The sequence below is a fragment of the Szabonella alba genome, assembly GCF_016765775.1.
Lineage (GTDB): Bacteria > Pseudomonadota > Alphaproteobacteria > Rhodobacterales > Rhodobacteraceae > Szabonella > Szabonella alba.
In genome coordinates, this window is record NZ_JAESVN010000001.1 from 263,154 (window position 1) to 288,264 (window position 25,111).

The window sequence follows — 25,111 nt, forward strand, 5'->3', positions numbered from 1 at the left end:
GGGCAAAGGAGAGCGGCATGATCGGAAAGCTGGTGACGAAGGGACTTGCGGGGGCCTGCGCGGGGGCCTGCCTTGTGCTGGTCTGGGGCGGCATGGCGCAGGCGGCGGATCGGGCGCTGATCCTTGCCAATGCCAATTACGCGGATGCGCCGGATCTGGAGGGCGCAAGGCGGCTGGGGGATGCGACCGAGGCGCTGCGCCGCGCGGGCTATGCCGTGACGCTGGGGCGCGACCGCACTGTGGCCGAGATGCGGGGCCTTTTGTCCGATCTGCTGGAGACGGCGCAGCCGGGGGACCGGCTGGTGATTCTGCTTGCGGGGCATGTGCTGCGCACCGAAGGGCGGTCGGTGCTGCTGGGGGTTGAGGCCAGTGCACCCGATCTGGCAACGTTGGGCGATGTGGCGCTGGATCTGGCCGAAGTGCTGGATATAGCGGCGGCCTTTCCCGGCGCGGCGCTTGTCGGCATCGGGTCTGAACCTGCGCGACTGACGCTGGGGGCAGGCCGGATCGCGGCGGGGACGGGGCGGCTGAACATTCCGCAGGGCGTATCGGTCGTGACAGGGGATGCAACCGCGCTGGCCCGCTTTGCGGCACAGAAACTGGTGCAGCAGGGCGTCAGCCTGCCCGAACTGGGGCGCGGCGAAAACGGGTTGGCGCTGTCGGGCTATCTGCCTGCCAATGCGGTTTTCCGCCCTGTCGCCGGGGAACCCGCCCGCCCCACCGCCCCGGGCCCCAGCGAGGCCGAGCGCGCCGAAGAAGATGCCGCATGGTCGCGCGCCCGGACTGCGGGCACGATTGCGGGCTACGAGACCTACCTTGCGGTCTGGCCGCAAGGCAGGTTCGCAGCACTGGCCCGATCCGAGGTCGAACGGCTGCGCGCCGATCCGGTCGTACAGGCCGAGGCCGCCGAGGCCGCGCTGGGCCTGAGCCGCGATACGCGCCGCACGATCCAGCGGCAACTGGCGCTGCTGGGCCATGATCCGCGCGGCATTGACGGGCTGTTCGGTCCCGGCAGCCGGGCTGCGATCACCGCATGGCAGCGCGGGCAGGGGCTGCGGGCCAGCGGATTTTTGGACCGTGACCAGATCCAGCGCCTGACCGCACAGGCCGAGCGGCGCGCGGCCGAGCTTGAGGCCGAGGCGGCGGAACGGCGGGCCGAACAGGAACGCGAGGACCGCACCTATTGGAGCCAGACCGGGGCCGCAGGGGATGAGGCGGGGCTGCGTGCCTATCTGCGCCGCCATCCCGACGGGCTGTTCGCCGATGTCGCCGCTGAACGTCTGGCGGTGATCGAGGAGGCCCGCCGCGATCAGGCCGCCACCCGTGACCGCAGCGCCTGGGATGCGGCCCGGTCGGGCGATACCATCGCATCCTATCGCGCCTATCTGGCCGATTTCCCGCAAGGCGCCTTTGCGGGTGAGGCCGAGGCGCGGATCGTGTCCTTGCAGGAGGCGGCGGCGGGTGGGCAGGACCGTGCCCGGGCCGAGGCAGCCGAGGCGGCGCTGGGGATGAATGCGCTGACCCGGCGGCTGGTCGAAGTGCGGCTGCAGGGGCTGGGCCATGATCCCGGTCAGGTCGATGGCACCTTCGATGACCGCGCCCGCCGCGCGATCCGCCGCTTTCAGGCCGCGCGGGAGTTGAGCGCGACCGGATATATGGATCAGCCGACGCTGGTTGCGCTGCTGGCAGGGGGGCTGGTGCCCTTCGGCGACTGAGGGCAGGCGTCCGGGCAGCGGGGGGCTGTCTGCGCCCCGCACATAAAATGTTTTGAAAGAAGCAGTGCAAAAGGCCGTTGCGGGGCACGCCGGGGCAAAAAAACGGGGGGCGCGGGCGGTCCTGCCTTGTCCGCTGTGCCTTGCGGGCTTACATCCGCGTGATGCGCAATTTTCTTCCTTTCACGAAAAAGCCGCCCATCGTGCCGGTGATCCGACTTGCCGGGGCCATCGGGTCAGGCGGGCGGTTCTCGCCCGGGCTGAATGACGCGGGGCTTGCGCCCCTGATCGAGCGCGCCTTTTCGCGCGGCAAACCTGCGGCGGTGGCGCTGATCGTGAATTCTCCGGGCGGATCGCCGGTGCAATCCTCGCTGATCGCGGCGCGGATCCGGCGGCTTTCGGAAGAAAAGAAGGTGCCGGTCCACGCCTTTGTCGAGGATGTCGCGGCCTCGGGCGGCTATTGGCTGGCCTGTGCGGCGGATGATATCTGGGCGGACCGGACCTCGATCATCGGGTCGATCGGGGTGATTTTCGCCTCATTCGGTTTTCCCGAACTGATGGCCCGACAAGGGGTGGAGCGGCGCATCGTGACCGCCGGGCGGTCGAAATCGCTGGCCGATCCTTTCCTGCCGCAAAAGCCCGAGGATGTGGCGCGGTTGCGCGCCTTGCAGGAGCCGATCCATGCCGCATTCATCGACCATGTGAAGGCGCGGCGGGGGGCACGGCTGGATGCCGGGGCGGATCTGTTCAACGCTGATGTCTGGGTCGGAGAACAGGCGGTTCCGCTGGGGCTGATCGACGGGATCGCCCATCCGGTGCCGAAGCTGCGCGCGCTTTACGGCGAAAAGGTGCGGCTTGTGCCGATGGGCCAGCGCCGTCCCTTCTGGCAGCGTTTCGGCGGGGCCGCTGGTGCCATGGGCGGCGAAATGGGCGCAGGGCTGGCCGGGGCGGCACTGGATGCGGTCGAGGAGCGCGCACTGTGGTCGCGTTACGGTCTGTGACATGGTGAAGGTCGTCACATTCTTCCTGATCGGGATCGTTGTGCTGGCAATCTTTGGCCGGCTTGGCTGGTTCGGCGGGATCATGCGCCGGTCCCTGACGGGCAAGCGCAAATCGGGCAAGCTGTCGCGACCGGCAATCTGCATAAAATGTGGCGCGCCAGTGATCGGGGCGCAGGGCTGTGTCTGTGACCGGCCGGGAACGGGTGAGGGATAAGATTTGACGATGGATCTGGTATGGGTCGCGGGGGGGCTTGTCCTGCTCGTTCTGGCCGGGGATGCCCTTGTGCGCGGGGCGGTCAATCTGGCGCTTCGGCTGGGGATACCGGCGCTGGTGGTGGGATTGACGGTCGTGGCCTTCGGCACGTCGGCGCCTGAATTGCTGGTCTCGGTGCAGGCGGTGCTGAAAGATCAGGCGGATATCGCCCTGGGCAATGTCGTCGGGTCCAACATCGCCAATGTGCTGCTGGTGCTGGGTGTTCCGGCGCTGATCGCCACGATCCATTCCGCCGATCTGGGGCTGGGGCGCAGCTATGTCACGATGCTGGCCGCCACGGCGCTGTTCATCGCGGTCAGCCTGTTCGGCCCGATCACCGTCTGGCACGGGTTGATCCTGCTGGCCGGGCTAGCGCTGATGCTGCTGGACAATTACCGCAGTTCAATGGCGCATCGTGCCGCCCTTGCGGGTAATCCCGGGGCAGAGGCCGAAGAGGTTGAAGGCGCCGATCCCACCATGCCCGGCTGGAAGATTGCAGTCTTCCTTGTGGCCGGGCTGATTGGCCTGCCGCTTGGGGCGGATCTGCTGGTCGACGGGGCGTCGAATATCGCCCGGTCGATGGGCATCAGCGAGGTGGTGATCGGCCTGACACTTGTGGCGGTCGGAACCTCGCTGCCGGAACTGGCAACCTCGGTCATCGCGGCGTTCAAGCGGCAGGCTGAGGTGGCGATGGGCAATGTCATCGGCTCAAACGTGTTCAATCTGCTGGGCATCATCGGGGTCACATCGCTGGTCGGCCCGCTTCCGGTGCCCGAGGTGATGCTGAACCGGGATCTCTGGGTCATGGCGCTGGCCGCATTGGTGTTGCTGCCCTTCATCTTCGGGCGGTTCAGCCTGACGCGCGGGGTGGGGGTGGCGTTCCTGCTGGCCTATGCGGGCTATACCGCAGCACTGGTGCTGCTGTGACCGCTGCGTCCGGGCTGGCCTTGGTCACCGGGGCGGGGCGGCGGCTGGGGCGCGCGATGGCGCTGTATCTGGCGGGGCGGGGGTTCGATCTGGCGCTGCATTGCCATGGATCGCGGGACGATGCTGAAACGCTTGCCGTTGAGATCCGTGCCATGGGCCGCAGGGCCGGGGTCTTTGCTGCCGATCTGCTGGAGGAGGCCGAGGTCGCGGCGCTGCTTCCGGCGGTTCTGGCCGAAATGGGCGGGCCGGTCACGCTGCTGGTCAACAATGCCTCGATCTTTGAGCATGACGATATCACAAGCGCAACGCGCCTCAGCTGGGACCGCCATTTCGGGTCCAACCTGCGCGCGCCATTCGTGCTGACGCAGGCACTGGCGGCACAGGACCTGCCCGATCTGCGGGACGCAGAGGGGGAGCGTCTGGCGGGTGCGCTGATCGTCAACATGATCGACCAGCGCGTGCTGAAACCCGTGCCGGATTACATGACCTATGGCATCGCCAAGGCGGGTCTCTGGGCTATGACGCGGATGACGGCGCAGGCGCTTGCCCCGCGGATCAGGGTCAATGCGATCGGACCCGGGCCGACACTGCAGGGCGGTCGCCAAAGCGCGGAACAGTTCCGCGCACAGCGTGCGACCACGATCCTTGGGCGCGGTGCTGCACTGGCTGATATCTGCGCGGCGCTTGGATTTTTCATCGACAGTCCGGCGGTGACAGGGCAGTTGATCTGTGCCGATGGCGGCCAGCATCTGGACTGGCGCACCCCGGACGTGACCGGTCTGGAATAAGTCCAGCAGGGCAGGGGCGGCGAAGTTTTGCACCGTGGGCCAAATCTTCACATGACCGTTACAATTTACCCTGTGTTTTCAGGGATTTGCCGATGCTCACGAATTCTTTTGTTTGAAATCAAAGGGTTGAATTTGTGCCTATTATTTGGGCAGGGCGACGAAGCGGGCCGGATTCAAGGGAAATTCCGCCTATGCAGAAGTTTGCCAACAGAGTTATCCACATAAACCGGGGATAGGTTCCCTCTTGCCCCGGAGGCCGTATCATTGCAGCGAAGGCGGGAATCGAGGGAACGGGCAGGGGCATTGAGAAGATGACGCAGGGTCAGGAAACGCCGCTGGGGCATGAGGTGATCCAGAAGGCGGTGAAAGGGCTGGACGGATCGCCCGGGGTTTACCGGATGCTGAACGCCGCCTCGGAAGTGCTGTATGTCGGCAAGGCGCGCAACCTGCGTGCGCGGGTGTCGAACTATGCCCGCCCCTCGGGTCATTCGGGGCGCATTGCGCGGATGATTTCCGAAACCGCCTCGATGATGTTCCTGACGACGCGGACGGAAACCGAGGCGCTGCTGCTGGAGCAGAACCTCATCAAGCAATTGAAGCCGCGCTACAACGTGCTGCTGCGTGACGACAAGAGCTTTCCCAATATCCTGATCCCGACCGACCATCCCTTTCCGATGATCCGCAAACATCGCGGCAAGCGCAGCGACAAGGGGCATTACTACGGCCCCTTTGCCAGTGCGGGGGCGGTGAACCGGACGCTGAACCAGTTGCAGCGGGTGTTCCTGCTGCGCACCTGCACCGATGCTGTGTTCTCGGGCCGGACGCGGCCCTGTCTGCTCTATCAGATCAAGCGCTGTGCCGGGCCTTGCGTGGAGAAGGTGGGCGCGGAGGATTACGCGGCGCTGGTGGCTGATGCGCGGCGCTTTCTGGAAGGGCGGTCAACCGATGTGCAGGCCAATCTGGCAGCAGAGATGTCAAAGGCCAGCGAGGCGATGGAGTTTGAGCGCGCCGCCGCCCTGCGCGACCGGATCAAGGCGCTGACAGCGGTGCAATCGGCGCAGGGGATCAACCCGCGCGGCGTGGCCGAGGCCGATGTGGTGGCGCTGCATCTGGAGGGCGGGCAGGCCTGCGTGCAGGTCTTCTTCATCCGTGCGAACCAAAGCTGGGGCAACCGCGATTTCTATCCCCGCACCGGGGCGGGGGCAGAGGAGGCCGAGATCATGGAGGCCTTCCTGACCCAGTTCTATGACGACAAGATCCCCCCGCGACTGATCCTGCTGTCGCATCCGGTCGAGAATGAGGATCTTGTGACCGCCGCCCTGTCCGAACGGGCAGGCCGCAAGGTCGAGATCGCCGTGCCACAGCGGGGCGAAAAGGCCGAGCTGGTGGAAAACGCCGCGCGCAATGCCCGCGAAAGCCTTGCCCGGAAACAGTCTGAAAGTGCGACACAGAACCGGCTGCTGGAGGGGATAGCGGAAGCCTTCGGTCTGGAAAGCCCGCCGCGCCGGATCGAGGTCTATGACAACTCGCACATTCAGGGCAGCAATGCCGTGGGCGGCATGATTGTGGCTGGCCCCGAGGGCTTCCTCAAATCGCAATACCGCAAGTTCAACATCAAGGGTGAGGCGGGTGCCAACAGCGATGATTTCGGCATGATGCGCGAGGTACTGACGCGCCGCTTCGAACGCCTGCTGAAAGAGGACCCCAACCGCGAAAGCGAGGCCTGGCCGGACTTGTTGCTGATCGACGGCGGCGCAGGGCAGGTCTCGACCGTGGCCGCCGTAATGGCCGAAATGGGCGTGGACGACATCGCCATGGTCGGGGTCGCCAAGGGCGTGGACCGCGACCATGGCAAGGAAGAGTTCCACCGTGCAGGCCAGCCGCCCTTTGCGCTGCGGATGAATGATCCGGTGCTTTATTTCATCCAGCGCCTGCGCGACGAGGCGCATCGCTGGGCCATCGGAGCGCATCGCGCCAAACGTGCCAAGGCGGTCAGCGCCACCCCGCTGGATGAGATCCCGGGCGTGGGGGCGGCGCGCAAACGCGCGCTGCTGGCGCATTTCGGATCGGCCAAGGCAGTGTCGCGCGCGGGAGTTCCGGATCTGATGGCGGTGGACGGGATTTCCGAGCCGATGGCGCGCAAGATCTCGGATTTCTTCAGCGCGAGGGGCTGACGGCAGGCAGGGGCGCTGCCCCTCGCGGCGTGCCGCCGCTCACCCCGGGGTCTTTCAGCCAGGATGAACTCAGTCGTCCCTTTTCAGCTTGGTGCAAATACCTCGGGGGGTGAGGGGGGCAGCGCCCCCCTGCCTTCCCCGGGGCGAGCGGGGCTCAGTCCTTGGACCGCTCCACATAGGTGCGGTCTTCGGTATTGATGATGATGCGGGTTTCCGCGCCAATATGGGGCGGCACCATGACCCGCAGCCCATTGGTGCAGATCGCGGGCTTGTAGGAGGAGGACGCCGTCTGCCCCTTCACCACGGGTTCGGTCTCGGCGATTTCGACCACCACACGCTGCGGCGGTTCCAGCGCGATGGCAACACCTTCGAAGGTGCGCAGATAGACCTTGATCCCGTCGACGAGGAACACCTTGTCATCGCCGACCACATCCTCGGTCACGGTGATCTGTTCATAGGAGGCGGGGTCCATGAAATGATAGCCTTCGCCATCGGCATAGAGGAAATCATATTCGCGTTCGTCCACTGTGGCCTTTTCGACCATCTCGGTCGTGCGCCAGCGTTCTGACACCTTCACCCCGTCCGAGATGCGGCGCATGTCGACGCTGGTGGTCGGCGTGCCCTTGCCGGGGTGGAAATTTTCTGCTTTCAGGACGGCGTAGAGCTTGCCGTCCATTTCGACGACATTGCCCTTGCGGAGCGAGGAGGCGATGACTTTCACGGGTTCATTCCTTCGTGGTTCTTGGGCGTGGTTTCGCGATGGTTTCGCGGGCGGGTCCGGCGGGACCCTGCACATTGCCCCGCGCCTAGCCTATCTTCGCGCGGATTTCCAGCCGAAAGCCATTCCTCATGCCCTCTGAAACAAGCCCCTGGTGGACACCCGCCCGTCATGCCGACCGCCGTCCGGCCCTGCTGGCCCGGGCGCGCATCCAGCAGGCCCTGCGCCTCTGGCTGGCGGATCAGGATTTCATCGAGGTCGATCCCGTCGCCCTGCAGGCCAGCCCCGGCAATGAGGCGCATCTGCATGCCTTTGTCACCAGTGCCATCGGCAATGACGGGTGCCCACGCCCGATGTATCTGCATACGTCGCCCGAATTCGCGATGAAGAAACTGCTGGCGGCAGGCGAACGGCGGATCGCAGCCTTCGCCCATGTCTGGCGCAACCGCGAACGGGGCGCGCTGCACAGCCCGGAATTCACGATGTTGGAATGGTATCGCGTGGGTCAGGATTACAGCGTGCTGATGGAGGATTGCGCGGCGATGCTGCGTCTGGCGGCAAAGGCGGCAGGCAGTGATCTGCTGCGCTTCCGCGACCGGATCTGCGACCCCTATGCGGCACCCGAACGGCTGTCGGTGCCCGATGCCTTCCGGCGGCATGCCGGGATCGACCTGATGGCGACGATCCGCCCCGATGGCACCACCGATGCCGCCGCCCTGCGCGCGGCCATGGCGGGGGCGGGCATTGCCACCGGCGAGGGCGAGGGCTGGTCGGATCTGTTCAGTCGCATCCTGTCAGACCGTATCGAGCCGCAGCTTGGCCTTGGCCGCGCGACCCTGCTGGACCGCTATCCGCTGGCCGAGGCGGCGCTGGCCCGCCCTTGCGCCGACGATCCGCGGCTTGCCGAACGGTTTGAGCTTTATGCCTGCGGGGTGGAACTGGCCAATGGGTTCGGCGAACTGACCGATGCTGATGAGCAGCGCCGCCGTTTCGAGGCGGAGATGGCCGAAAAGCAGCGCATCTACGGCCATCGCTATCCGCTGGATGAGGATTTTCTGTCAGCCCTTGCCCTGATGCCGGATGCGGCGGGCATCGCGCTGGGGTTCGACCGGCTGGTGATGCTGGCCACCGCCGCGCCCCGGATCGACGATGTGATCTGGACACCGGTGGCGGAGGGCTGAGCGCGGAATACCGATCCGGACCCGGCGACAGGGCGCCGCAGGTGGGCCATGCGACGCAAAGCCTCTTCCCCATCCCCCCGCGATTGGCTACCACTCGGGCATGAGGTGGACGATCCCCAATATCCTGACGGTCATGCGGCTCTTTGCAGCGCCGGGTGTTGCGGTGATGTTTCTGTATTTCCACCGGCCCTGGGCGGACTGGTTCGCGCTGGCGCTGTTCGTGACCGCCGCGATCACAGATTTCTTTGACGGCTATCTGGCGCGGCTGTGGAAGCAGGAATCGAAATTCGGGACCATGCTGGACCCGATTGCCGACAAGGCGATGGTCGTGATCGCGATCATGGTCATCACCGGCTATTCGGGGATGAACCCTTGGCTGATCCTGCCCGCGACGGTGATCCTGTTCCGCGAGGTTTTCGTTTCCGGCCTGCGGGAGTTTCTGGGCGCCAAGGCCGGACTTCTGAAGGTCACGCGGCTGGCGAAATGGAAGACCACGGCGCAGATGGTGGCGATTGCGGTGCTGTTTCTGGGCACCGGGCTGGAGCATATGCACCTGACGGCCTATCAGGCGATGGACCCCGCCGATTATATCGCGATGCTGGAACGCGGGCCCGAAGACTGGAACCAGCTTTGGCTGGTCGCCGAAAGCGGCTGGTATGCCGGGATCACCGGTTTCGTGCTGATCTGGATCGCGGCGGTGCTGACCTTCCTGACCGGCTGGGATTATTTCGGCAAGGCCCAGCCCTATCTGCGGGATGAGACATGATCGAGGTGCTGTATTTCGCATGGGTGCGTGAACGGATCGGCCTGCCGCGCGAAAGGATCGAGACCGGGGCCGCGACCGTGGCCGATCTGATGGCTGAGCTTTCGGCGCGCGAACCGCGCTATGCCGCCGCCTTTGCCGATCCGTCCAGCCTGCGCGTGGCGCTGGATCAGGAACTGGCCGATTTTGATGCACCGCTGGCCGGGGTGCGTGAGGTCGCCTTCTTTCCGCCGATGACAGGGGGCTGAGCGCATGCGCATCGCGGTGCAGCTCGAACCTTTCGACACCGGGGCAGAATTGTCGGGGTTTCAGGCCGGTTGCGCAGGCGGGGAGACGCGCGGAGAGACGGGCGCGGTTGTCACCTTCAGCGGCGTCGTGCGCAACAGTGCGTCGGGCGATCTGGCCGCGATGGAGATCGAGCATTATCCCGGCATGACCGAAGGCGCGATCGCGAAATTCGCAGCCGAGGCCTCCGCGCGCTGGCTCCTGACCGATTGTCTGGTCATTCACCGCCATGGCCGCCTGACCCCCGGTGAGACGATCATGATGGTCGCGACCGCCGCACCGCACCGGGCCGATGCCTTTGCGGCGGCGGAATTCCTGATGGATTACCTGAAATCCCGCGCGCCGTTCTGGAAAAAGGAAATCACCGCTTCGGGCGCGGAATGGGTTGCCGCGAAAGACAGCGATGAGGCGGCACTGGACCGCTGGCGCGAAGAAGGGTGACCTCGTCCCTGCCGTCAAAGCGCGCAGGGGGGCGCTGCCCCCCTTTTTGGCTGCGCCAAATTCACCCCCCGGGATATTTGAAGACAGAAAAAGGAGGGGAGAGGTTTGCAGGCATTGGTCCCGGGCAAACCGGGCACCCGGGCCTTGACTTCGCGCCGGGGGCGGTATGTATCGGCGCCAACCGGAATTGAGCCTCGGGAAGGGGAACCCCCATGCATGCCTATCGCAGCCATACCTGCGCCGCGCTGAACGCCACCCATGTCGGGCAGGAGATCCGCCTTTCGGGCTGGGTCCATCGCGTGCGCGATCATGGCGGGGTGCTGTTCATCGACCTGCGCGACCATTACGGCATCACACAGGTGCTGGCCGACAGCGACAGCCCGGCCTTTGCAGACCTTGAAAAGGTGCGGGCAGAATATGTGATCCGCGTCGATGGCCGCGTGAAGGCGCGCGATGCGGCGCTGGTCAACCCAAAGATCCCCACCGGTGAGATCGAGGTCTATGTGACCGCGATGGAGGTGCTTGGCCCGGCCGAGGAACTTCCGATGCCGGTTTTCGGTGAGGTGGATTACCCCGAGGAAACCCGCCTGACCTATCGCTTTCTCGACCTGCGGCGCGAAAAGCTGCATCGCAACATGATGCTGCGCTCCAATGTGGTCCGATCCATCCGCAACCGGATGTGGGATCAGGGGTTTACCGAGTTTCAGACCCCGATCATCACCGCCTCCAGCCCCGAAGGGGCGCGCGACTTTCTGGTGCCCTCGCGCCTGCATCCGGGCAAGTTCTATGCGCTGCCGCAGGCGCCGCAGCAGTTCAAGCAGCTGATTCAGGTGGCGGGGTTTGACCGCTATTTCCAGATCGCGCCCTGTTTCCGCGACGAGGATCCGCGCGCCGACCGCAGCCCCACCGATTTCTATCAGCTTGACCTTGAGATGTCCTTTGTCACGCAAGAGGATGTCTTTGCCGCCGTGCAGCCGGTCATTCAGGGGATTTTCGAGGAATTCGGGGGCGGCCGCCGCGTTGATGCCGACTGGCCGCTGATCGCCTATAAGGACGCGCTGAAATGGTATGGGTCGGACAAGCCCGACCTGCGCAACCCGATCCGTATGCAGGAGGTCAGCGAGCATTTCCGGGGCTCGGGCTTTGCGATCTTTGCGAAACTGCTGGAGAATGAGGGCACCGAGATCCGCGCGATCCCTGCGCCCACGGGCGGCAGCCGCAAGTTCTGCGACCGGATGAACGCCTTTGCTCAACAGCAGGGCCTGCCGGGGATGGGGTATATCTTCTGGCGGAAGGCCGAGGACGGCACGATGGAGGCCGCAGGTCCGCTGGCCAAGAATATCGGCCCCGAACGGACCGAAGCGATCCGCCAGCAACTGGAACTGGGGGAGGGCGATGCGGCCTTCTTCCTTGGCGGCAAGCCCGAGGTGTTCGAGGCGGTCGCCGGACGCGCCCGCAACGAGATCGGGCGCGAGTTGAAGCTGACCGAAGAGGGCTGTTTCAAATTCGCCTGGATCGTCGATTTCCCGATGTTCGAGAAGGATGACGAGGGCAAGATCGACTTCAGCCACAACCCGTTTTCCATGCCGCAGGGCGGGATGGAGGCGCTGTCGGGCGATCCGCTGAAGGTGCATGCCTGGCAGTATGACCTTGCCTGTAACGGCTATGAGCTGATTTCGGGCGGCATCCGCAACCACAAGCCCGAGATCATGTACCGGGCCTTCGAGATTGCCGGCTACCCGAACAGCGAGGTGGACAAGCGGTTCGGCGGCATGGTCAAGGCGTTCAAATACGGGGCACCCCCCCATGGCGGCTGTGCGGCGGGGATCGACCGGATCGTGATGCTGCTGGCGGATGAGGCGAATATCCGTGAGGTCATCATGTTCCCGATGAACCAGCGCGCCGAGGATCTGCTGATGGGCGCGCCGTCGGAACCGCTGAACGAACAGTTGCGCGAATTGCGCCTGCGCGTGGTGCCGAAGGACTGACCGGGCGGGCATGACAAAGGGGGAGGAAAATCGTGACCCACGGTTTTCCGCCGATCCCGGCCTCTGTTCCCCTTCAGACAGGATGAATTCCGCCGCGTTCTGCGCTACCGTCCACAGGATAGGCAGGGCGGAACGGGCATGAGTGACCAGATCAGCATAGCGGCACGGCGGTTCGGCTATGGCCTGCCCTTGTCGGAAGGGGCCGCCACAAGCCCCGGGGCAATTCTGGCCGGGCTGGACACCGCCGATGACATGGCGCGGATCTGGCCGGTGCCCGGCATGGCCGAAGTGCTGCCCATCCTGCAACATGCGCAGGCCGGGCGGCGCGAAAGACGGATGACAGGCGCGCCTTCCGAAACCTATGAGACGGCGGTAAGGCTTTCGCGGCAGGTGGCGCGGGATGCGGCCCGCGCGACGATTGCGCGGGCGCTGGACGCGCCGTGCGGCTTTCGCGAAAGGCTGGTCGCCTTCTGGTCCGATCATTTCACGGTCAAGGCGCGCAATCCGCCCGAGGCCGTCCTGCCCGAGGCCATGGTCACCGATGCGATCCGCCCGCACCTGTCGGGCAAATTCGCCGATCTGCTGATCGCGGCGACGCTGCATCCGGCGATGCTGGTCTATCTTGATCAGGTCGCGTCCATCGGACCGGGATCGCCCTTCGGGCGCAGGCGCAAGCGGGGTCTGAATGAAAATCTGGCGCGTGAGGTGGTCGAGCTGCACACGATGGGTGTTGGCGCGGGCTATGGTCAGGACGATGTGCGCCAGATGGCGGAACTGCTGACCGGGCTGGATGCCACCGCAGCGGAAGGGTTCGTCTTTCGCCCCAACCGTGCCGAACCCGGGCCGGAAACCGTGCTTGGGCGTCGCTATGACGGCGAAGGGCTGGAACCGGTCCATGCCGTGCTGCGCGATTTGGCTGCGCGACCCGAGACGGCGGACCATCTGTCGCGCAAACTGGCCGTGCATTTCGTTGCGGATGAACCCGACCCCGCGCTGGTGGCCGCCATGGTCCAGGCATGGCGCGACAGCGACGGCACTCTGCGCGCGGTTTATGGCGCGATGCTGCACCATCCCGCCGCATGGGGGGCCGAAATGCGCAAGGCGCGCCAGCCCTTCGATTTCATCATCGCCGCCTGCCGCGCGCTGGGGCTGGACGGGCTGCGGCTGGCCAGCCTGCCCGACCGGCCGGTGCAGCGCCAACTGATCGCCCCCATGGCCCTCATGGGGCAACGCTGGCGCGGCCCCGGCGGGCCGGATGGCTGGGCCGAGGATGCCCGGGCCTGGATCACGCCGCAGGGCATGGCGGCACGGATTGGCTGGGCGATGGAGAGCCCGCAGCGACTGATACGCGATCTGCCCGATCCGCGCGACCTTGCGCAGCGCAGCCTTGGCGCGGATGCCGGGGAGGCGCTGCTTTGGGCGGTGGCGCGGGCCGAAACACGGCGCGAGGGGGTGGGGCTTTTGTTCTCATCCCCCGCCTTCAACCGACGTTAGGGGGCAGGATGGAGCGGCGTGATTTTCTGCGGGGGCTGGGTGCTATCGCCTGTTCGGCGGCGGCGCATCCCCTGATGAACACGGTGACGCTGGCCTCGGGGCGGGGGCTGGGCGATCATCGTCTGATCGTTGTCATCCTGCGCGGCGGCATGGACGGGCTGGATGTGGTCCAGCCCTTGCAGGATCCAGATTTCAGGGCGCTGCGCCCCGGCCTGCCCGCTGCCGCCCTGCCGCTGACGGGTGGTTTCGCGCTGCATGAGGGGCTGGGCGGTCTGGCGCCGCTGTGGCAGGCGGGAGAACTGGCCTTTGTTCATGCGACATCGACCCCTTATCGCGACAAGCGCAGCCATTTCGACGGGCAAAGCCTGCTGGAGGCGGGCACGGGCATGGATGTGCAGGTGGGCGCGGCGCGGGATGGCTGGCTGAACCGCATGGTTCAAGCCATGCCGGGCCTGCGCGCCGAAACCGCCTATGCCTTTGGCCGCGAATCGATGCCATTGCTGACCGGGGCGGGGCCCACGCTCAGCTGGACACCCGAGGTGCGGCTGGATCTGTCGGCGCAGGGACGGCAATTGCTGGAACATGTGTTCCATGACGACCCGCTGTTCCGCGAGGCGGGCGGGCAGGCGCTGCGCCTGTCCGAGGAAGAGGTCGAGATGGGCGCCGCCGCCGCACCTGCATCCGGCCCGCTTGTGCCGGGGCAGGACCGGCCCTGGCGCGATGTCGATCTTCTGGCCGATTTCGCCGCGACCCGGCTGCGCGGGGAAACCCGGATCGCGGCCTTTTCGCTGTCGGGCTGGGATACCCATCGCGGACAGGCGGCGGCCCTGCCGCGCGCGCTGTCGCGGCTGCAACGGCTGGTGCTGCGTCTGCGCCACCAGTCCGGCGCGCAGGTCTGGGGCCGCACGGTTCTGATGGCGATGACGGAATTCGGCCGCACCGCGCGCGAAAACGGCAGCGGCGGTACCGATCACGGCACGGCGGGCGCGATGCTGATCGCGGGCGGGGCGGTGGCGGGCGGGCGGGTTCTGGGCCGCTGGCCGGGTCTGGCCGAGGCCGATCTTTACGACCGCCGCGACCTGATGCCGACCTCGGACCTGCGCCATTGGGCGGGCTGGGCGATGCGCGGCCTTTACGGGCTGGACCGCGCGGTTCTGGAGCGTCAGGTCTTTCCGGGCCTCGATCTCGGGTCGGACCCGGGGCTGTTGCTTTAGCCTTGCGGCAGACAAAGCCCATGCATCCCGCGTGACAGGGTCGGAACATGAACCTTTGCCGGGTAAAGGCTGCGCTGACAGGGCGCGTAGGGCGCGCTGCCCCCCCCCCTTTGGCTGCGCCAAATTCACCCCCCGGGATATTTGGCGACAGAAAAAGGAGCGCAGGGGTTCACAGGGTGAGAGGCCCCGGGAAGCGTCGCGCGCGGGCTTGCGATGCGCCATGCGCCCGGTGATAAAGGGGCATCGGCGCAGCGTTCGGTTCGGGGTGACAGATGACGGATTTGCAGAACTGGACCGCGCGCGAAGCGCCCCCCCGGCAGGTGATGGAAGGCCGTCTTGTGCGGCTGGAGCCGCTGGTTGCCGACAGCCATGCCGCCGATCTGCATCACGGATTTGCCGGGCATGATGCGCTGTGGGATTATATGGCCTATGGCCCCTTCGCCTCGGCCTCGGCCTATCACCGCTGGGTGAAGGAGACAGAGACGAAATCCGACCCGCTGTTCTTTGCGCTGCGCGATCTGGCGACCGGCCATGCAGCGGGGGTTGCGAGCTATCTGCGGATCGACCCGTCTAATGGCGTGATCGAACTGGGCCATATCTGCCTTTCACCGCAGATCCAGAAAGGGCCTGCCGCGACCGAGGCGTGGTTTCTGATGATGAAATGGGCCTTCGAGGCGGGCTATCGCCGGTTCGAATGGAAATGCAACGCGGCCAATCTGGCGTCACGCCGGGCGGCGCAGCGGCTGGGGTTCAGCTTTGAAGGCGTGTTCCGGCAGGCGGCGGTCATCAAGGGCCGCAATCGCGATACGGCGTGGTTTTCGGTGATCGACAGCGAATGGCCCGGTCTGGCCGAGGCGTATCGCGCCTGGCTTGCGCCCTCGAATTTCGATGCGGGCGGACAGCAGCGCGAACGCCTGTCCGATCTGACCCGTCTTGCGCGTGGCGGATCCGACCCGGCACTGCAGATCTAGGCGACTAGGCGCGATTTCCCACCGGATGCCGCACACAGCGGCAGTCGCGCGGCGGGTGGGGCGCATGGCCTGACACGGACCGGTTTCCGCAGGTCCTTTGCCAGCATCGGGTGGGCGCCGGCGGGCCGCGCCTGTCCTGTCAGGGTTCAGTCCGGCAGCGCCGATGGGGGTGCGAAAGGCTGTGGCTGTTGTGACAGTCTTTCACCGATGGCCCGGATCAGCGGATCCAGCCCGCCGCCGGAAATTTCCGCTTCACGCGCGGCCCGCTCCAGCCCCGGGTCATGGCTGATCCGGGCCAGACCGCGCAGGAAGGCCAGCACATAGGCGCGCCGCCCGGGGGCGCCCCGGGCCAGCAGACGGGCGGCATGGGCAAGATCATCGCGCAGGGCCTGCGGGTCGGGGTGGATGCTGCCCACCGCGCCGGAGAGCCTTTGGCCCGCCCCGGGCAGATGGCGCATGATCGCGCCTTGGAACCCGGCCAGTGTCGCGACGGGTTTTGCGATGAAGTCCTGCGCCCCCGCCGCCAGTGCCGCCGCGCGACGGGACGGATCACCGCTGGTCGCCAGCAGAATGGGTCCTGTTGCCAAACGCGATTCCGGGGACAGGCCCGGTTCATCCCCCGCAATGCCCTTGACCTGTGCCCCGGCGATTTCGGCGATCAGTTCCTCTCCCGGGCCATCGGGCAGACCCAGATCGACGATCACCGCATCGGGACGATAGAGCGCCAGATGCCGCCGGGCCTGCGCCATGGTTTCGGCCCGTCGCAGCCGCGCGCCCGAGCGTTGCGCCATCAGGCGCATCGCCTCGGACGCAAAGCGGCTGTCCTCAACCGTCAGCAGGGTCAGCCCGGCCAGCGGCAGCAGGCTTCCCGGCGGGACCTGCGGGGCGGATTGTGGCATCTGCACCCCGTCCCCGGGCGGGGAACGGGAAGACATCGGGGCAGGGGGCATCGTGACGGTCCGGTTGCATCTGATCGCCCAAGTCAGACAGGAATTGCCTAACCACCGGTGAACTGCGCCCGGAGTGCCGCCGATTTTACCGATTTCCCGCCCTGCGGCGGCAGGTCCCATTGCCTCGGGACATCTGCCGCCGCATATGGGCGCGAAGGGCGCTGGATGTCGCAAGGGGGCGAAGGATGATCGGACGGTTGAACCATGTGGCCATCGCTGTGCCGGATCTTGCGGCGGCGGCGGCCCAGTATCGCGACACGCTGGGGGCCAGCGTCGGCGCCCCGCAGGATGAGCCGGATCACGGCGTCACGGTGATCTTCATCACCTTGCCGAATACCAAGATCGAACTGCTCTATCCGCTGGGTGAGAATTCCCCCATCGCGGGCTTTCTGGAAAAGAACCCTGCAGGCGGGATCCACCATATCTGCTATGAGGTGGAGGATATTCTGGCCGCGCGGGACCGGCTGCGCGCGCAGGGCGCACGGGTGCTGGGCAACGGGGATCCGAAGATCGGTGCCCATGGCAAGCCGGTGCTGTTCCTGCATCCCAAGGATTTCAACGGCTGTCTGGTAGAGTTGGAGCAGATATGAGCATTTCCGCCGCAATCGTCCTTTTTGCCGTGACATGGTTCATGGTGCTGTTCATCGTGCTGCCGCTGCGGTTCCGGTCGCAGGGGGATGCGGGCGAAGTGGTGCCGGGAACCCCGGCCGGGGCGCCCGCCGGATTTGTCGTGAAGCGCAAGGCCCAGATCACGACGCTGGTGGCGATCGTGGTCTGGCTGGTGCTGTATCTGGTCATCACATCGGGCAAGATCACCGTGCGGGATTTCGACTGGATGGACCGGATGCCGCCCCCCTCGCAGGGCTGAGGGCGGGCGAAAGGGGGTGGGCGCTGCCCCCCGTCGCGTGCCGCGACTCCCCTCGGGATATTGATCGACAGAAAACGCGGCGGTGAGGGTCAGACCCGGCCGGACAGGTCCGTGGCGCCCTCGGCCCGGTGCAGCCGGTGGAACATATGCGTGAAGGTCGCGGCGCCCAGCACCGGGATCAGCAGGTTCAGCAGCGGAATTGACAATGGCGCCGCCATCAGCGTGCCCGCGATCCAGACGGCCACCCAGTGCCGCTGCCGCATTGCCTTGGCGCCTTGCCGCCCAAGGCGGCGCATCGCGACAAGGGTGAAATATTCCCGCCCCAGCAACAACCCGTTCACCGCCCAGAACACGACCGGAATGAAGGGTCCTGCAAAGGCGTAAAGGATCAGCGCCAGCACATTGACCGCGATCAGCAGGCCGACGAAATTCAGGCTGTCGACCAGCGCATCCATGAAGGGCAGGCGCGGAACGGGCGGCAGGTCCGGGTAATGGCGCGCCTCGACCGCTTCGGCCACATCATCAAGGAAAAGCGAGGTGAAGGCTGAGGCGACCGGCATCATCAGAAAGACCGAGAGGCCCAGCATGAACAGCGCCGAACCCCAGGAGAGCAGCGTGTCCAGCCCGCCGACCGGGCCGACAAGCGGGATCTCGATACTGTCGGGGGTAAAGCTCTGGATCACGGCCAGAAAGGCCGCATAGACCGCGACCAGCAGCGCCAGCGCCAGCGCGATGCCCAGAAGCAGCACGCGGCGAAAGGCGGGATCGCCGATCTGCGCCAGCGCGCGGCGGAAATCGAGGAAGATCATGTCGCCATCCAGCGGGTCAGCGCCGCCACATCCGGGCGCGGCCGGTCGGTCATCGGCCCGGGGGCGGTGGCGATATGGATGATGCCCGCGACGAATTCCTGTGGGGCAAGGACCAGACCCTCTTCGACGAAACCCCGGTCATGGGCGGCCCAGCCGGTCAGCCAGCCCGCACCCCAACCTGCCGCCAGTGCCGAATTGACCAACGCAAGGCAGACCGCCCCCACCGAAAGCGTCTGTTCGATGGCGGGCACCTTGTCGGAATCCTTCGGTGAGGCGATGACAACCACCGCCAGCAACCCCGCATCAAACTGGCTGCGCGCCTTGGCCTCGGCCTCGGGGTCCAGCCCTGCAATGCGGGCCTTTTCACCGGCCAGACCGGCCAGCCGGGCCATGGCGCCCTGTTCCAGCACCAGAAAGCGCCAGGGCTCCAGCTTGCCATGATCGGGGCTGCGTGCGGCCTGTTCCAGCAATTGCGCGACCTGATCGCGGTCGGGCACCGGGGCGCGCAGCAACTTGGGCGGCACCGAGCGGCGGCGGCGCAGGAAATCGGTGACGTCTGGTCTGGGATCTGGCATGGATCGGCCCTTGTTCCGGCTTCCCCCGCAGCTTTCCGGGATCGGGGCGGCGGGGTCAAGGGTCGGGGCCAAGAGCCGGGGGGCGAGGCCACGCCTGCGGGACCGCCGCTTGACGCGGCGCGGGCTGCGGTCTAGGCCCTGCACAAGCGTTCCATTGAGGTTTTTCGCCATGCCCAGCTATTCCGCCCTGACCACTCTGACCGGACAGGAAGCCGCCGAGGCGCTGGCCGAAGCGATGGAACGCATGGATCCCGCGCCCACCGGTGTCGGCGTTTTCGAGATCGAGGACGGATCGGGCCTGTGGGAGGTCGGTGCCTATTTCACCGACCCGCCGCAGGGGGCGGTGCTGGACCTGCTGGCGGCGGCGTTTGAGGCGCGGCCCTTTGCGCTGTCGGAACTGCCCGAGATCGACTGGGTGGCCAAAGTGCGCCGCGAATTGTCACCCGTCGATGCGGGGCGGTTTTTCGTCTATGGCAGCCATGATGCCGACAAGCTGCCGCCGGGGCGCATCGCGCTACAGGTCGAGGCGACCGTGGCCTTCGGCACCGGCCATCACGGCACGACTCTGGGCTGTCTTCTGGCCTTTGACCGTCTGCTGGATCAGGGGTTTCGGCCCGCCCGCGTCGCCGATATCGGCTGCGGCACGGCGGTGCTGGCACTGGCGGCGGCGCGGACCCTGCCCGATGCGCAGATCTTCGCGTCGGATATCGACGCTGTCGCCGTCGATGTGGCCGAGGCGAATTGCGCCATCAATGGCCTTGCGGGGCGGGTGGACTGTTTTGAGGCGGCAGGGTTCGACCATCCGCGCCTGACCGCTGCCGCGCCCTTTGATCTGGTCTTTGCCAATATCCTGAAAGGCCCGCTGATCGAACTGGCCCCTGATATGGCCGGACATATCGCGCAGGGAGGCTTGTGCATCCTGTCGGGTCTCTTGGTGGTGCAGGCTGATTCCATCATCGCCGCCTATGAGGCGCAAGGCTTTGCCCTGCGGTCGCGGGACGATCTTGGCGAATGGTCAGCATTGGTGCTGGAGCGGAAATAACCCCCTGCAATCGCGGCAAAATTCCGGCGGTTTCGGCCTCGTTTCAGGGCTTTTTGCCCAACTCAGGCCTTAATGAAGGCGTCTTATCCCAGCGTGTTTCACGATGTGGATGTTTGCGATGCATGACCCCAATCTGATCGACTTCTATGACCGCGTAGGCCGGTTGCAAAAGGCCCATGCCTCGGGGCAGGGGTTTGAGGCATTGGGCACGCTGGGGCGGTCGCATTACAGCCGGAAGGAGCGCAAGCGCCGTTCGGGTCTGATCCTGCCCTTGCTGTTCGTGGCTCTGGCGGTCTTCGGGCTGAAGGCGACGATTCATTACAATGTCGGTGATCAGACCTATCAGGACCGCGTCGTCATGATGCGGCAGGGAGAGGGGTTCGACCGGCTGGGCGCGGCGCTGATGCAGGCGGATCCGGTCACGCTCTGGCTGTCGGACAGGCTGCGGGACCAGATGAGCAGCGGGGCTTGGTGGCGGCGGCCACAGGACTGATCCCGCGCTGCCCCCAGCCGGGTTGACCAAAATGAAAAGGCCGCATCCGGAGATGCGGCCTTTGGCGTTCAGATCGGGCCTTCCGGGCCCTTCGGTGCCGATCAGTTCCGGCCGAGCGCGCCGATACGGCTGATGTCATCGCGGCACAGGCCGATATCGTCCAGTTCGCGATCCGACAGACGGTCGAGCGCGTTGCGCGTCACGCGGGCGTCGTTCCAGTTGCCGATAGCGGCAAAAAGGCTGCCGACGGATTGAACGAAGCGGAAGGTGGTGATGGCGCCAAACGGCGCCGTGCGGGTCGTCTCATAGGCGGCCATGGCGGTGTTCCTTGTTCATAAACTGCCTGAATTGGCAGCAGGGTTGTTCGATGACAGCGAGATAATCGTGCTGCATGCGCAAAGCAATCCGGGGAAATCGCATTCCTGAAATGCAGGCGGCGCATGGGTCGAGATCCGAAAAACGCCTTTTTTTATTGGGCGCAATGCCGTTCCGTCGCTGGCCGGTTGCAAAATGTCGCTTTTTGCATCCGCAGCATTCCGGGGTGCGATGCTGCCTGACCCCGCTGTATTGACCCTTGATTGACCCTTGGCGGATGTTCCCTGTTCGTGCTAGTCCTTGCGGAACAAGAATAGGGGGCGGTCTTGCGGGTGATCGGCATTGATCCGGGTTTGCGCAATCTGGGCTGGGGCGTGATCGACGTCGCGGGCGCGCGCATCAGCCATGTCGCGAACGGTATCTGCCATTCCGACGCAGGGGATGGAGAGCTGGCCGCGCGCCTGCTGCGGCTGCACCGTGAACTGACCGAGGTGATGCTGCGCTACGCCCCCGAGGCGGCGGCGGTTGAACATACATTCGTGAACAAGGATGCGGTGGCGACGCTGAAATTGGGGCAGGCGCGCGGCATCGCGCTGCTGGTTCCGGCGCAGGCGGGGCTTGTGGTGGGGGAATATGCGCCCAATGCGGTGAAGAAAACCGTGGTGGGGGTCGGCCATGCCGCCAAGGCGCAGGTCGATCACATGGTGCGGCTGCATCTGCCGGGGGTGACGATTGCCGGGCCGGATGCGGCGGATGCGCTGGCCATCGCGATCTGCCATGCGCATCACCTGCAATCGGCGGGCCGGTTGCAGGATGCGCTGCGGAGGGCGGCGGGATGATCGGCAGGATTGCGGGGCGGTTGGAGTATCGCGGCAGCGATCATGTGCTGATCGATGTACGCGGCGTGGGCTATATCGTGCATGTCTCGGACCGCACCCTTGCCGCAATGCCGGGGCCGGGAGAGGCGGTGGCGCTTTATACCGAGCTTCTGGTGCGTGAGGATCTGCTGCAGCTTTTCGGCTTCCCGACGCTGCTGGAAAAGGAATGGCACCGGCTGCTGGTCACGGTGCAGGGGGTCGGGGCCAAGGCCGCGATGGCCATTCTGGGCACGTTGGGGGCCGAGGGCGTGGCGCGCGCCATCGCGCTTGGTGATGCGCGGGCCGTGCAAGCCGCGCCGGGCATCGGCCCGAAGATCGCGCAGCGCGTGGTGCTGGAACTGAAATCGAAGGCGCCTGACGCCATGGCGCTGGCCGCCAATCCCGCCCTGACCACCAGCACCGCCGCCGGTGACGATGTGCTGGAACCCGTAACTGCCGCCGAACCGCCGCGCCGGACCAAAGCCGCCGCCCCGGTGGCCCCGACCCGTGCCGCCCATAGCGCCGAGGCGCTTTCGGCGCTGCTGAACCTTGGTTACGGGCAGGGCGATGCGGCGCAGGCGGTGGCACAGGCCGCGGGTGAGACGCCTGAGGCCGGAACGGCCGATCTGATCCGCGCAGCCCTGCGCCTGCTGGCCCCGAAGGGCTGAGCCCGCAACCGGCAGGTCTTGCAGCCCTGCCGCTGCCCGCCCATATCCTGCACCGTGCAAGGGAGTGTGCGATGACCGGATATGCCAAGACATTCATGCTGATGGCGGCGCTGACAGCGCTGTTCATGGGGATCGGCGCGCTGATCGGCGGGGCGGCGGGCGCGATGATCGCGCTGCTGGTCGCGGGCGGCATGAACCTTTACGGCTGGTGGAACTCCGACAAGGCCGTGCTGCGGATGCATGGCGCGCGTGAGGTGACCGAAGCGACCGCGCCCGATCTGGTGCAGATGGTCCATGGGCTGGCCGACAAGGCCGGAATGCCGCGCCCCAAAGTCTATGTCATCGACACTGATCAGCCCAATGCCTTTGCCACCGGGCGCAACCCCGAAAACGCCGCTGTCGCCGCGACCACTGGCCTTCTGCGCAGCCTGACGCCCGAAGAGGTGGCGGGCGTCATGGCGCATGAACTGGCCCATATCGCCAATCGCGACACGCTGATCATGACCATGACCGCCAGTTTCGCGGGGGCGATCTCTATGCTGGCGAATTTCGCGATGTTTTTCGGCAGCCGCGACCGGCCCGGCGGGATCATCGGCACATTGGCCCTGATGATCCTTGCCCCGCTTGCGGCGGCACTGGTGCAGATGGCGATTTCCCGGTCCCGCGAATATGAGGCCGACCGCGTGGGGGCCGAGATCTGCGGGCGGCCCGACTGGCTGGCTTCGGCGCTGGCCAAGATCTCGCAACTGGCCGCACGGGTCGAGAACCCGGCGGCCGAGCGGAACCCTGCCACTGCGCATATGTTCATCATCAACCCGCTGCATCCCGAAACGCATACGGCAGACAAGCTGTTCTCGACCCATCCCAATACCGCGAACCGCATTGCCGAACTGCGCAAGATGGCGCCTTCCGGGCCGGTCGCCGGTTCGATGCCCCGTTCCGGCACGCGATCAGGTGCTGCAAGGCCCGGGCCCTGGTCCTGAGCCCGGGTATCGCGCGGCGGTGCTGACCGGGTCCGGTCAGGTCGAACGCAGCAGAACCTTGGCCGAACCGACGGCACCCGCGATGCGGCGATAGCCTTCAATTGAGGGGGCGCCCCCGGAAGACCGCAGAAGCAGCGTTTCCGTACGTTCAAGGATCGCGGCAGCCTGCGATTTCACGGCGGCCTGCCGGGTCGGATTGACCGGCACCAGCGGGCGGCCGGTGGCGATGCCGCCGGGAATGCGCGCCCGGGCCGGGGGCAGGGCGCTGTCGGCATTGGCGCGGGCCAGATCCGACAATTCGCGCGACGCCTCTGCAAGCTGCGACCGGGCCTCGGCCAGATCGGCCGTCGCGGGCATATCGCGCGCTATGCGGTCCAGACGCTCGGCCATGCAATCCAGCGTATAGGCATCGCCGGGCAGGCTGGCGCAGAAACTGGTCGCGGCCTCGATCTGCGAGGCGACCTGTGCGGCATTGGCCGAGGTCGCCGCACTGCCCGTGCCGCCGGTCGTCGGATCGGGTGTCGGTGCAGGTGTGGGGATGACCGGCACGAAAACGGGAAAACCGCCAACGCCGCCGACCGGGGTCTTGCCCGCAAGGGCCGGTCCCGACAGGGCAAATGCTGCCGTCAGGCCAAGGATGATACGTGCTTGCGCGGCCATGGTCCTATCTCCCGAAAACATTGGCGACAGCCCAGGTGGCGGTCAGCGTGACACGGCGGCTGTCCCTGCGGTCGGTGACATCATTGACCGCGAAGGTGAAGTTCAGCCCCTCGACCCCCGGCGCCTTGACGCCGAGCCCCAGATCCAGCGCCTCACTGGTCCAGGCGGCGCTGGCGGCCAGATGCGGCGTCAGCCCGATCCCGACCCCCGCGAAGATCCCCGGATCATTGTCATTGTTGCGGATATGAGATCCGCCCCCGAGGGTCAGCATCAGCGGATGCACATCCGCGCCGATCCGCACCGAGGTGAAGCTGGTCAGCGCCACGGTGCCCGACACATCCTGCCCCTTCACATCGCCCCAGGGGGCAAGATAATCGGCGGACGCGCCCAGATAGGTGGTCCACTGGCCGGTGCCAATGCGGCGCGATGCCTTGATGCTGAAGGATCCCGCATCGCCGAAATCGCGGCTGAGCGAGGCGATGGAGGCGGTGACCTGAACACCGATACCGTCTTCGGCACTGCCCAGTCCGAAGCCAAGCGCAAGCGAGCCGTCATTGTCGCGGATCGCGGTGCCTGTGCGTCGGTCCGTCAGGGCAAGCGAGCCAAAGACCATGCCACCCGGTGCAACCGTGCCCGAGGGAATGCCGATCAGGGTCAGGTGTTTGCGACTGTCCTGTGCTGCAGCGGGCAGCGCCGTGGCGATCAGCGCCGTGGCGGCCAGCGTCAGCGCGGTAAGGGAAACGGGGCGTTTCGGGCCATGGGCCATGTTCTGCCTTTCAAAAATACTGAACCTGAATGGGCCGGGACCAGTGTGCCCTGGGATGCGCGGGAACGGCCGGGGTTCCGACCGTGGTATCAATGCTGCAAGGATTGCAAAGGAATGCGGGCCATATCAACCGTTGCTTGTGTGCCCGGCGCAATTCCGCCTGCCCTCTGTGGCAGCTTTGCAAAGGCTTTCGCTGCCGTGCAGGCAGGGGCGGG

At 66.2% G+C, this 25,111-nt stretch carries 28 protein-coding genes; 21 read left to right on the top strand and 7 right to left on the bottom strand.

Going from position 1 to position 25,111, the window contains the following annotated elements; genetic code table 11:
* Positions 1-17: 17 nt before the first annotated feature.
* The 6 genes from JL811_RS01195 (at position 18) to uvrC (ending at position 6,855) form a co-directional block, all read left to right on the top strand.
* Entirely contained in the window at positions 18-1,715 is a 1,698-nt protein-coding gene (locus JL811_RS01195; protein WP_202686394.1) for a peptidoglycan-binding protein, read from the top strand.
* Between the two features lie 161 nt (positions 1,716-1,876).
* The gene (locus JL811_RS01200; protein ID WP_202686395.1) at positions 1,877-2,713 is read left to right on the top strand and encodes a S49 family peptidase; all 837 of its coding nucleotides are present in this window, start codon (positions 1,877-1,879) and stop codon (positions 2,711-2,713) included.
* Position 2,714: 1 nt separating this feature from the next.
* Complete coding sequence (locus JL811_RS01205) at positions 2,715-2,927, top strand: hypothetical protein (protein ID WP_202686396.1); 213 nt, start codon at positions 2,715-2,717, stop codon at positions 2,925-2,927.
* Between the two features lie 9 nt (positions 2,928-2,936).
* Positions 2,937-3,893 carry a calcium/sodium antiporter gene (locus JL811_RS01210; protein ID WP_202686397.1) on the top strand — a complete coding sequence of 319 codons (957 nt, stop codon included), beginning with the start codon at positions 2,937-2,939 and terminating at the stop codon, positions 3,891-3,893.
* Positions 3,890-4,681, top strand: a complete 792-nt coding sequence (locus JL811_RS01215) for an SDR family oxidoreductase (RefSeq protein ID WP_202686398.1) — start codon at positions 3,890-3,892, stop codon at positions 4,679-4,681. Before JL811_RS01210 ends, JL811_RS01215 begins: the two co-directional genes overlap by 4 nt.
* A 311-nt stretch (positions 4,682-4,992) precedes the next feature.
* The gene (gene uvrC, locus JL811_RS01220; protein WP_202686399.1) at positions 4,993-6,855 is read left to right on the top strand and encodes an excinuclease ABC subunit UvrC; all 1,863 of its coding nucleotides are present in this window, start codon (positions 4,993-4,995) and stop codon (positions 6,853-6,855) included.
* Positions 6,856-7,009: 154 nt separating this feature from the next.
* Here uvrC and efp read toward each other — a convergent pair whose 3' ends face one another.
* Positions 7,010-7,576 carry an elongation factor P gene (gene efp, locus JL811_RS01225; RefSeq protein WP_202686400.1) on the bottom strand — a complete coding sequence of 189 codons (567 nt, stop codon included), beginning with the start codon at positions 7,574-7,576 and terminating at the stop codon, positions 7,010-7,012.
* Positions 7,577-7,704: 128 nt separating this feature from the next.
* Here efp and epmA point away from each other — a divergent pair, with 128 nt between their 5' ends.
* The 8 genes from epmA (at position 7,705) to JL811_RS01265 (ending at position 15,910) form a co-directional block, all read left to right on the top strand.
* A complete protein-coding gene (gene epmA / locus JL811_RS01230; protein WP_202686401.1) occupies positions 7,705-8,754 on the top strand; it encodes an EF-P lysine aminoacylase EpmA in 1,050 nt (349 codons plus the stop codon).
* 100 nt (positions 8,755-8,854) lie between these two features.
* Entirely contained in the window at positions 8,855-9,520 is a 666-nt protein-coding gene (gene pgsA, locus JL811_RS01235) for a CDP-diacylglycerol--glycerol-3-phosphate 3-phosphatidyltransferase (RefSeq protein WP_202686402.1), read from the top strand.
* Complete coding sequence (gene moaD / locus JL811_RS01240; protein WP_202686403.1) at positions 9,517-9,765, top strand: molybdopterin converting factor subunit 1; 249 nt, start codon at positions 9,517-9,519, stop codon at positions 9,763-9,765. Before pgsA ends, moaD begins: the two co-directional genes overlap by 4 nt.
* A 4-nt stretch (positions 9,766-9,769) precedes the next feature.
* Complete coding sequence (locus JL811_RS01245) at positions 9,770-10,243, top strand: molybdenum cofactor biosynthesis protein MoaE (protein WP_202686404.1); 474 nt, start codon at positions 9,770-9,772, stop codon at positions 10,241-10,243.
* Positions 10,244-10,455: 212 nt separating this feature from the next.
* A complete protein-coding gene (gene aspS / locus JL811_RS01250) occupies positions 10,456-12,231 on the top strand; it encodes an aspartate--tRNA ligase (RefSeq protein ID WP_202686405.1) in 1,776 nt (591 codons plus the stop codon).
* A 138-nt stretch (positions 12,232-12,369) separates the two neighbouring features.
* Positions 12,370-13,725: a DUF1800 domain-containing protein gene (locus JL811_RS01255; protein ID WP_237684718.1), complete on the top strand. Its 1,356-nt coding sequence runs from the start codon at positions 12,370-12,372 to the stop codon at positions 13,723-13,725.
* Positions 13,726-13,733: 8 nt separating this feature from the next.
* On the top strand, positions 13,734-14,939 hold the full coding sequence (locus JL811_RS01260; protein ID WP_202686406.1) for a DUF1501 domain-containing protein: 1,206 nt from the start codon (positions 13,734-13,736) through the stop codon (positions 14,937-14,939).
* A 272-nt stretch (positions 14,940-15,211) separates the two neighbouring features.
* Positions 15,212-15,910 (top strand): GNAT family N-acetyltransferase, encoded by a 699-nt coding sequence (locus JL811_RS01265; RefSeq protein WP_202686407.1) that lies wholly within the window; start codon positions 15,212-15,214, stop codon positions 15,908-15,910.
* 146 nt (positions 15,911-16,056) lie between these two features.
* On the opposite strand, the gene JL811_RS01270 is transcribed toward JL811_RS01265, so the two are convergent.
* On the bottom strand, positions 16,057-16,809 hold the full coding sequence (locus JL811_RS01270) for a response regulator (protein ID WP_202686408.1): 753 nt from the start codon (positions 16,807-16,809) through the stop codon (positions 16,057-16,059).
* 236 nt (positions 16,810-17,045) lie between these two features.
* Here JL811_RS01270 and mce point away from each other — a divergent pair, with 236 nt between their 5' ends.
* Positions 17,046-17,450, top strand: a complete 405-nt coding sequence (mce, locus tag JL811_RS01275; protein WP_202686409.1) for a methylmalonyl-CoA epimerase — start codon at positions 17,046-17,048, stop codon at positions 17,448-17,450.
* A complete protein-coding gene (locus JL811_RS01280) occupies positions 17,447-17,728 on the top strand; it encodes a DUF1467 family protein (RefSeq protein ID WP_202686410.1) in 282 nt (93 codons plus the stop codon). Before mce ends, JL811_RS01280 begins: the two co-directional genes overlap by 4 nt.
* An 89-nt stretch (positions 17,729-17,817) precedes the next feature.
* On the opposite strand, the gene JL811_RS01285 is transcribed toward JL811_RS01280, so the two are convergent.
* Both JL811_RS01285 and JL811_RS01290 read right to left on the bottom strand, forming a co-directional pair.
* Positions 17,818-18,534 carry an EI24 domain-containing protein gene (locus tag JL811_RS01285; protein ID WP_202687148.1) on the bottom strand — a complete coding sequence of 239 codons (717 nt, stop codon included), beginning with the start codon at positions 18,532-18,534 and terminating at the stop codon, positions 17,818-17,820.
* Positions 18,534-19,112, bottom strand: coding sequence for a nitroreductase family protein (locus tag JL811_RS01290; RefSeq protein ID WP_202686411.1), 579 nt, complete (start codon positions 19,110-19,112; stop codon positions 18,534-18,536). Before JL811_RS01290 ends, JL811_RS01285 begins: the two co-directional genes overlap by 1 nt.
* A gap of 169 nt (positions 19,113-19,281) precedes the next feature.
* Between JL811_RS01290 and JL811_RS01295 the strand changes: the two genes are divergently transcribed.
* Both JL811_RS01295 and JL811_RS01300 read left to right on the top strand, forming a co-directional pair.
* On the top strand, positions 19,282-20,154 hold the full coding sequence (locus JL811_RS01295; RefSeq protein ID WP_202686412.1) for a 50S ribosomal protein L11 methyltransferase: 873 nt from the start codon (positions 19,282-19,284) through the stop codon (positions 20,152-20,154).
* 118 nt (positions 20,155-20,272) lie between these two features.
* Positions 20,273-20,647 (top strand): hypothetical protein, encoded by a 375-nt coding sequence (locus JL811_RS01300; protein WP_202686413.1) that lies wholly within the window; start codon positions 20,273-20,275, stop codon positions 20,645-20,647.
* A 101-nt stretch (positions 20,648-20,748) separates the two neighbouring features.
* Here the strand turns inward: JL811_RS01300 and JL811_RS01305 are convergent, their stop codons facing one another.
* Entirely contained in the window at positions 20,749-20,964 is a 216-nt protein-coding gene (locus tag JL811_RS01305) for a DUF1127 domain-containing protein (protein WP_202686414.1), read from the bottom strand.
* A 324-nt stretch (positions 20,965-21,288) separates the two neighbouring features.
* Between JL811_RS01305 and ruvC the strand changes: the two genes are divergently transcribed.
* From ruvC to htpX, 3 genes are all read left to right on the top strand, one after another.
* Complete coding sequence (gene ruvC, locus JL811_RS01310) at positions 21,289-21,801, top strand: crossover junction endodeoxyribonuclease RuvC (protein WP_202686415.1); 513 nt, start codon at positions 21,289-21,291, stop codon at positions 21,799-21,801.
* Complete coding sequence (gene ruvA / locus JL811_RS01315; protein WP_202686416.1) at positions 21,798-22,487, top strand: Holliday junction branch migration protein RuvA; 690 nt, start codon at positions 21,798-21,800, stop codon at positions 22,485-22,487. Before ruvC ends, ruvA begins: the two co-directional genes overlap by 4 nt.
* A 71-nt stretch (positions 22,488-22,558) precedes the next feature.
* On the top strand, positions 22,559-23,470 hold the full coding sequence (htpX, locus tag JL811_RS01320) for a zinc metalloprotease HtpX (protein ID WP_202686417.1): 912 nt from the start codon (positions 22,559-22,561) through the stop codon (positions 23,468-23,470).
* A gap of 36 nt (positions 23,471-23,506) precedes the next feature.
* Here the strand turns inward: htpX and JL811_RS01325 are convergent, their stop codons facing one another.
* Both JL811_RS01325 and JL811_RS01330 read right to left on the bottom strand, forming a co-directional pair.
* The gene (locus tag JL811_RS01325) at positions 23,507-24,130 is read right to left on the bottom strand and encodes a hypothetical protein (RefSeq protein WP_202686418.1); all 624 of its coding nucleotides are present in this window, start codon (positions 24,128-24,130) and stop codon (positions 23,507-23,509) included.
* A 4-nt stretch (positions 24,131-24,134) separates the two neighbouring features.
* The gene (locus JL811_RS01330) at positions 24,135-24,896 is read right to left on the bottom strand and encodes a hypothetical protein (protein WP_202686419.1); all 762 of its coding nucleotides are present in this window, start codon (positions 24,894-24,896) and stop codon (positions 24,135-24,137) included.
* Positions 24,897-25,111 lie beyond the last annotated feature (215 nt).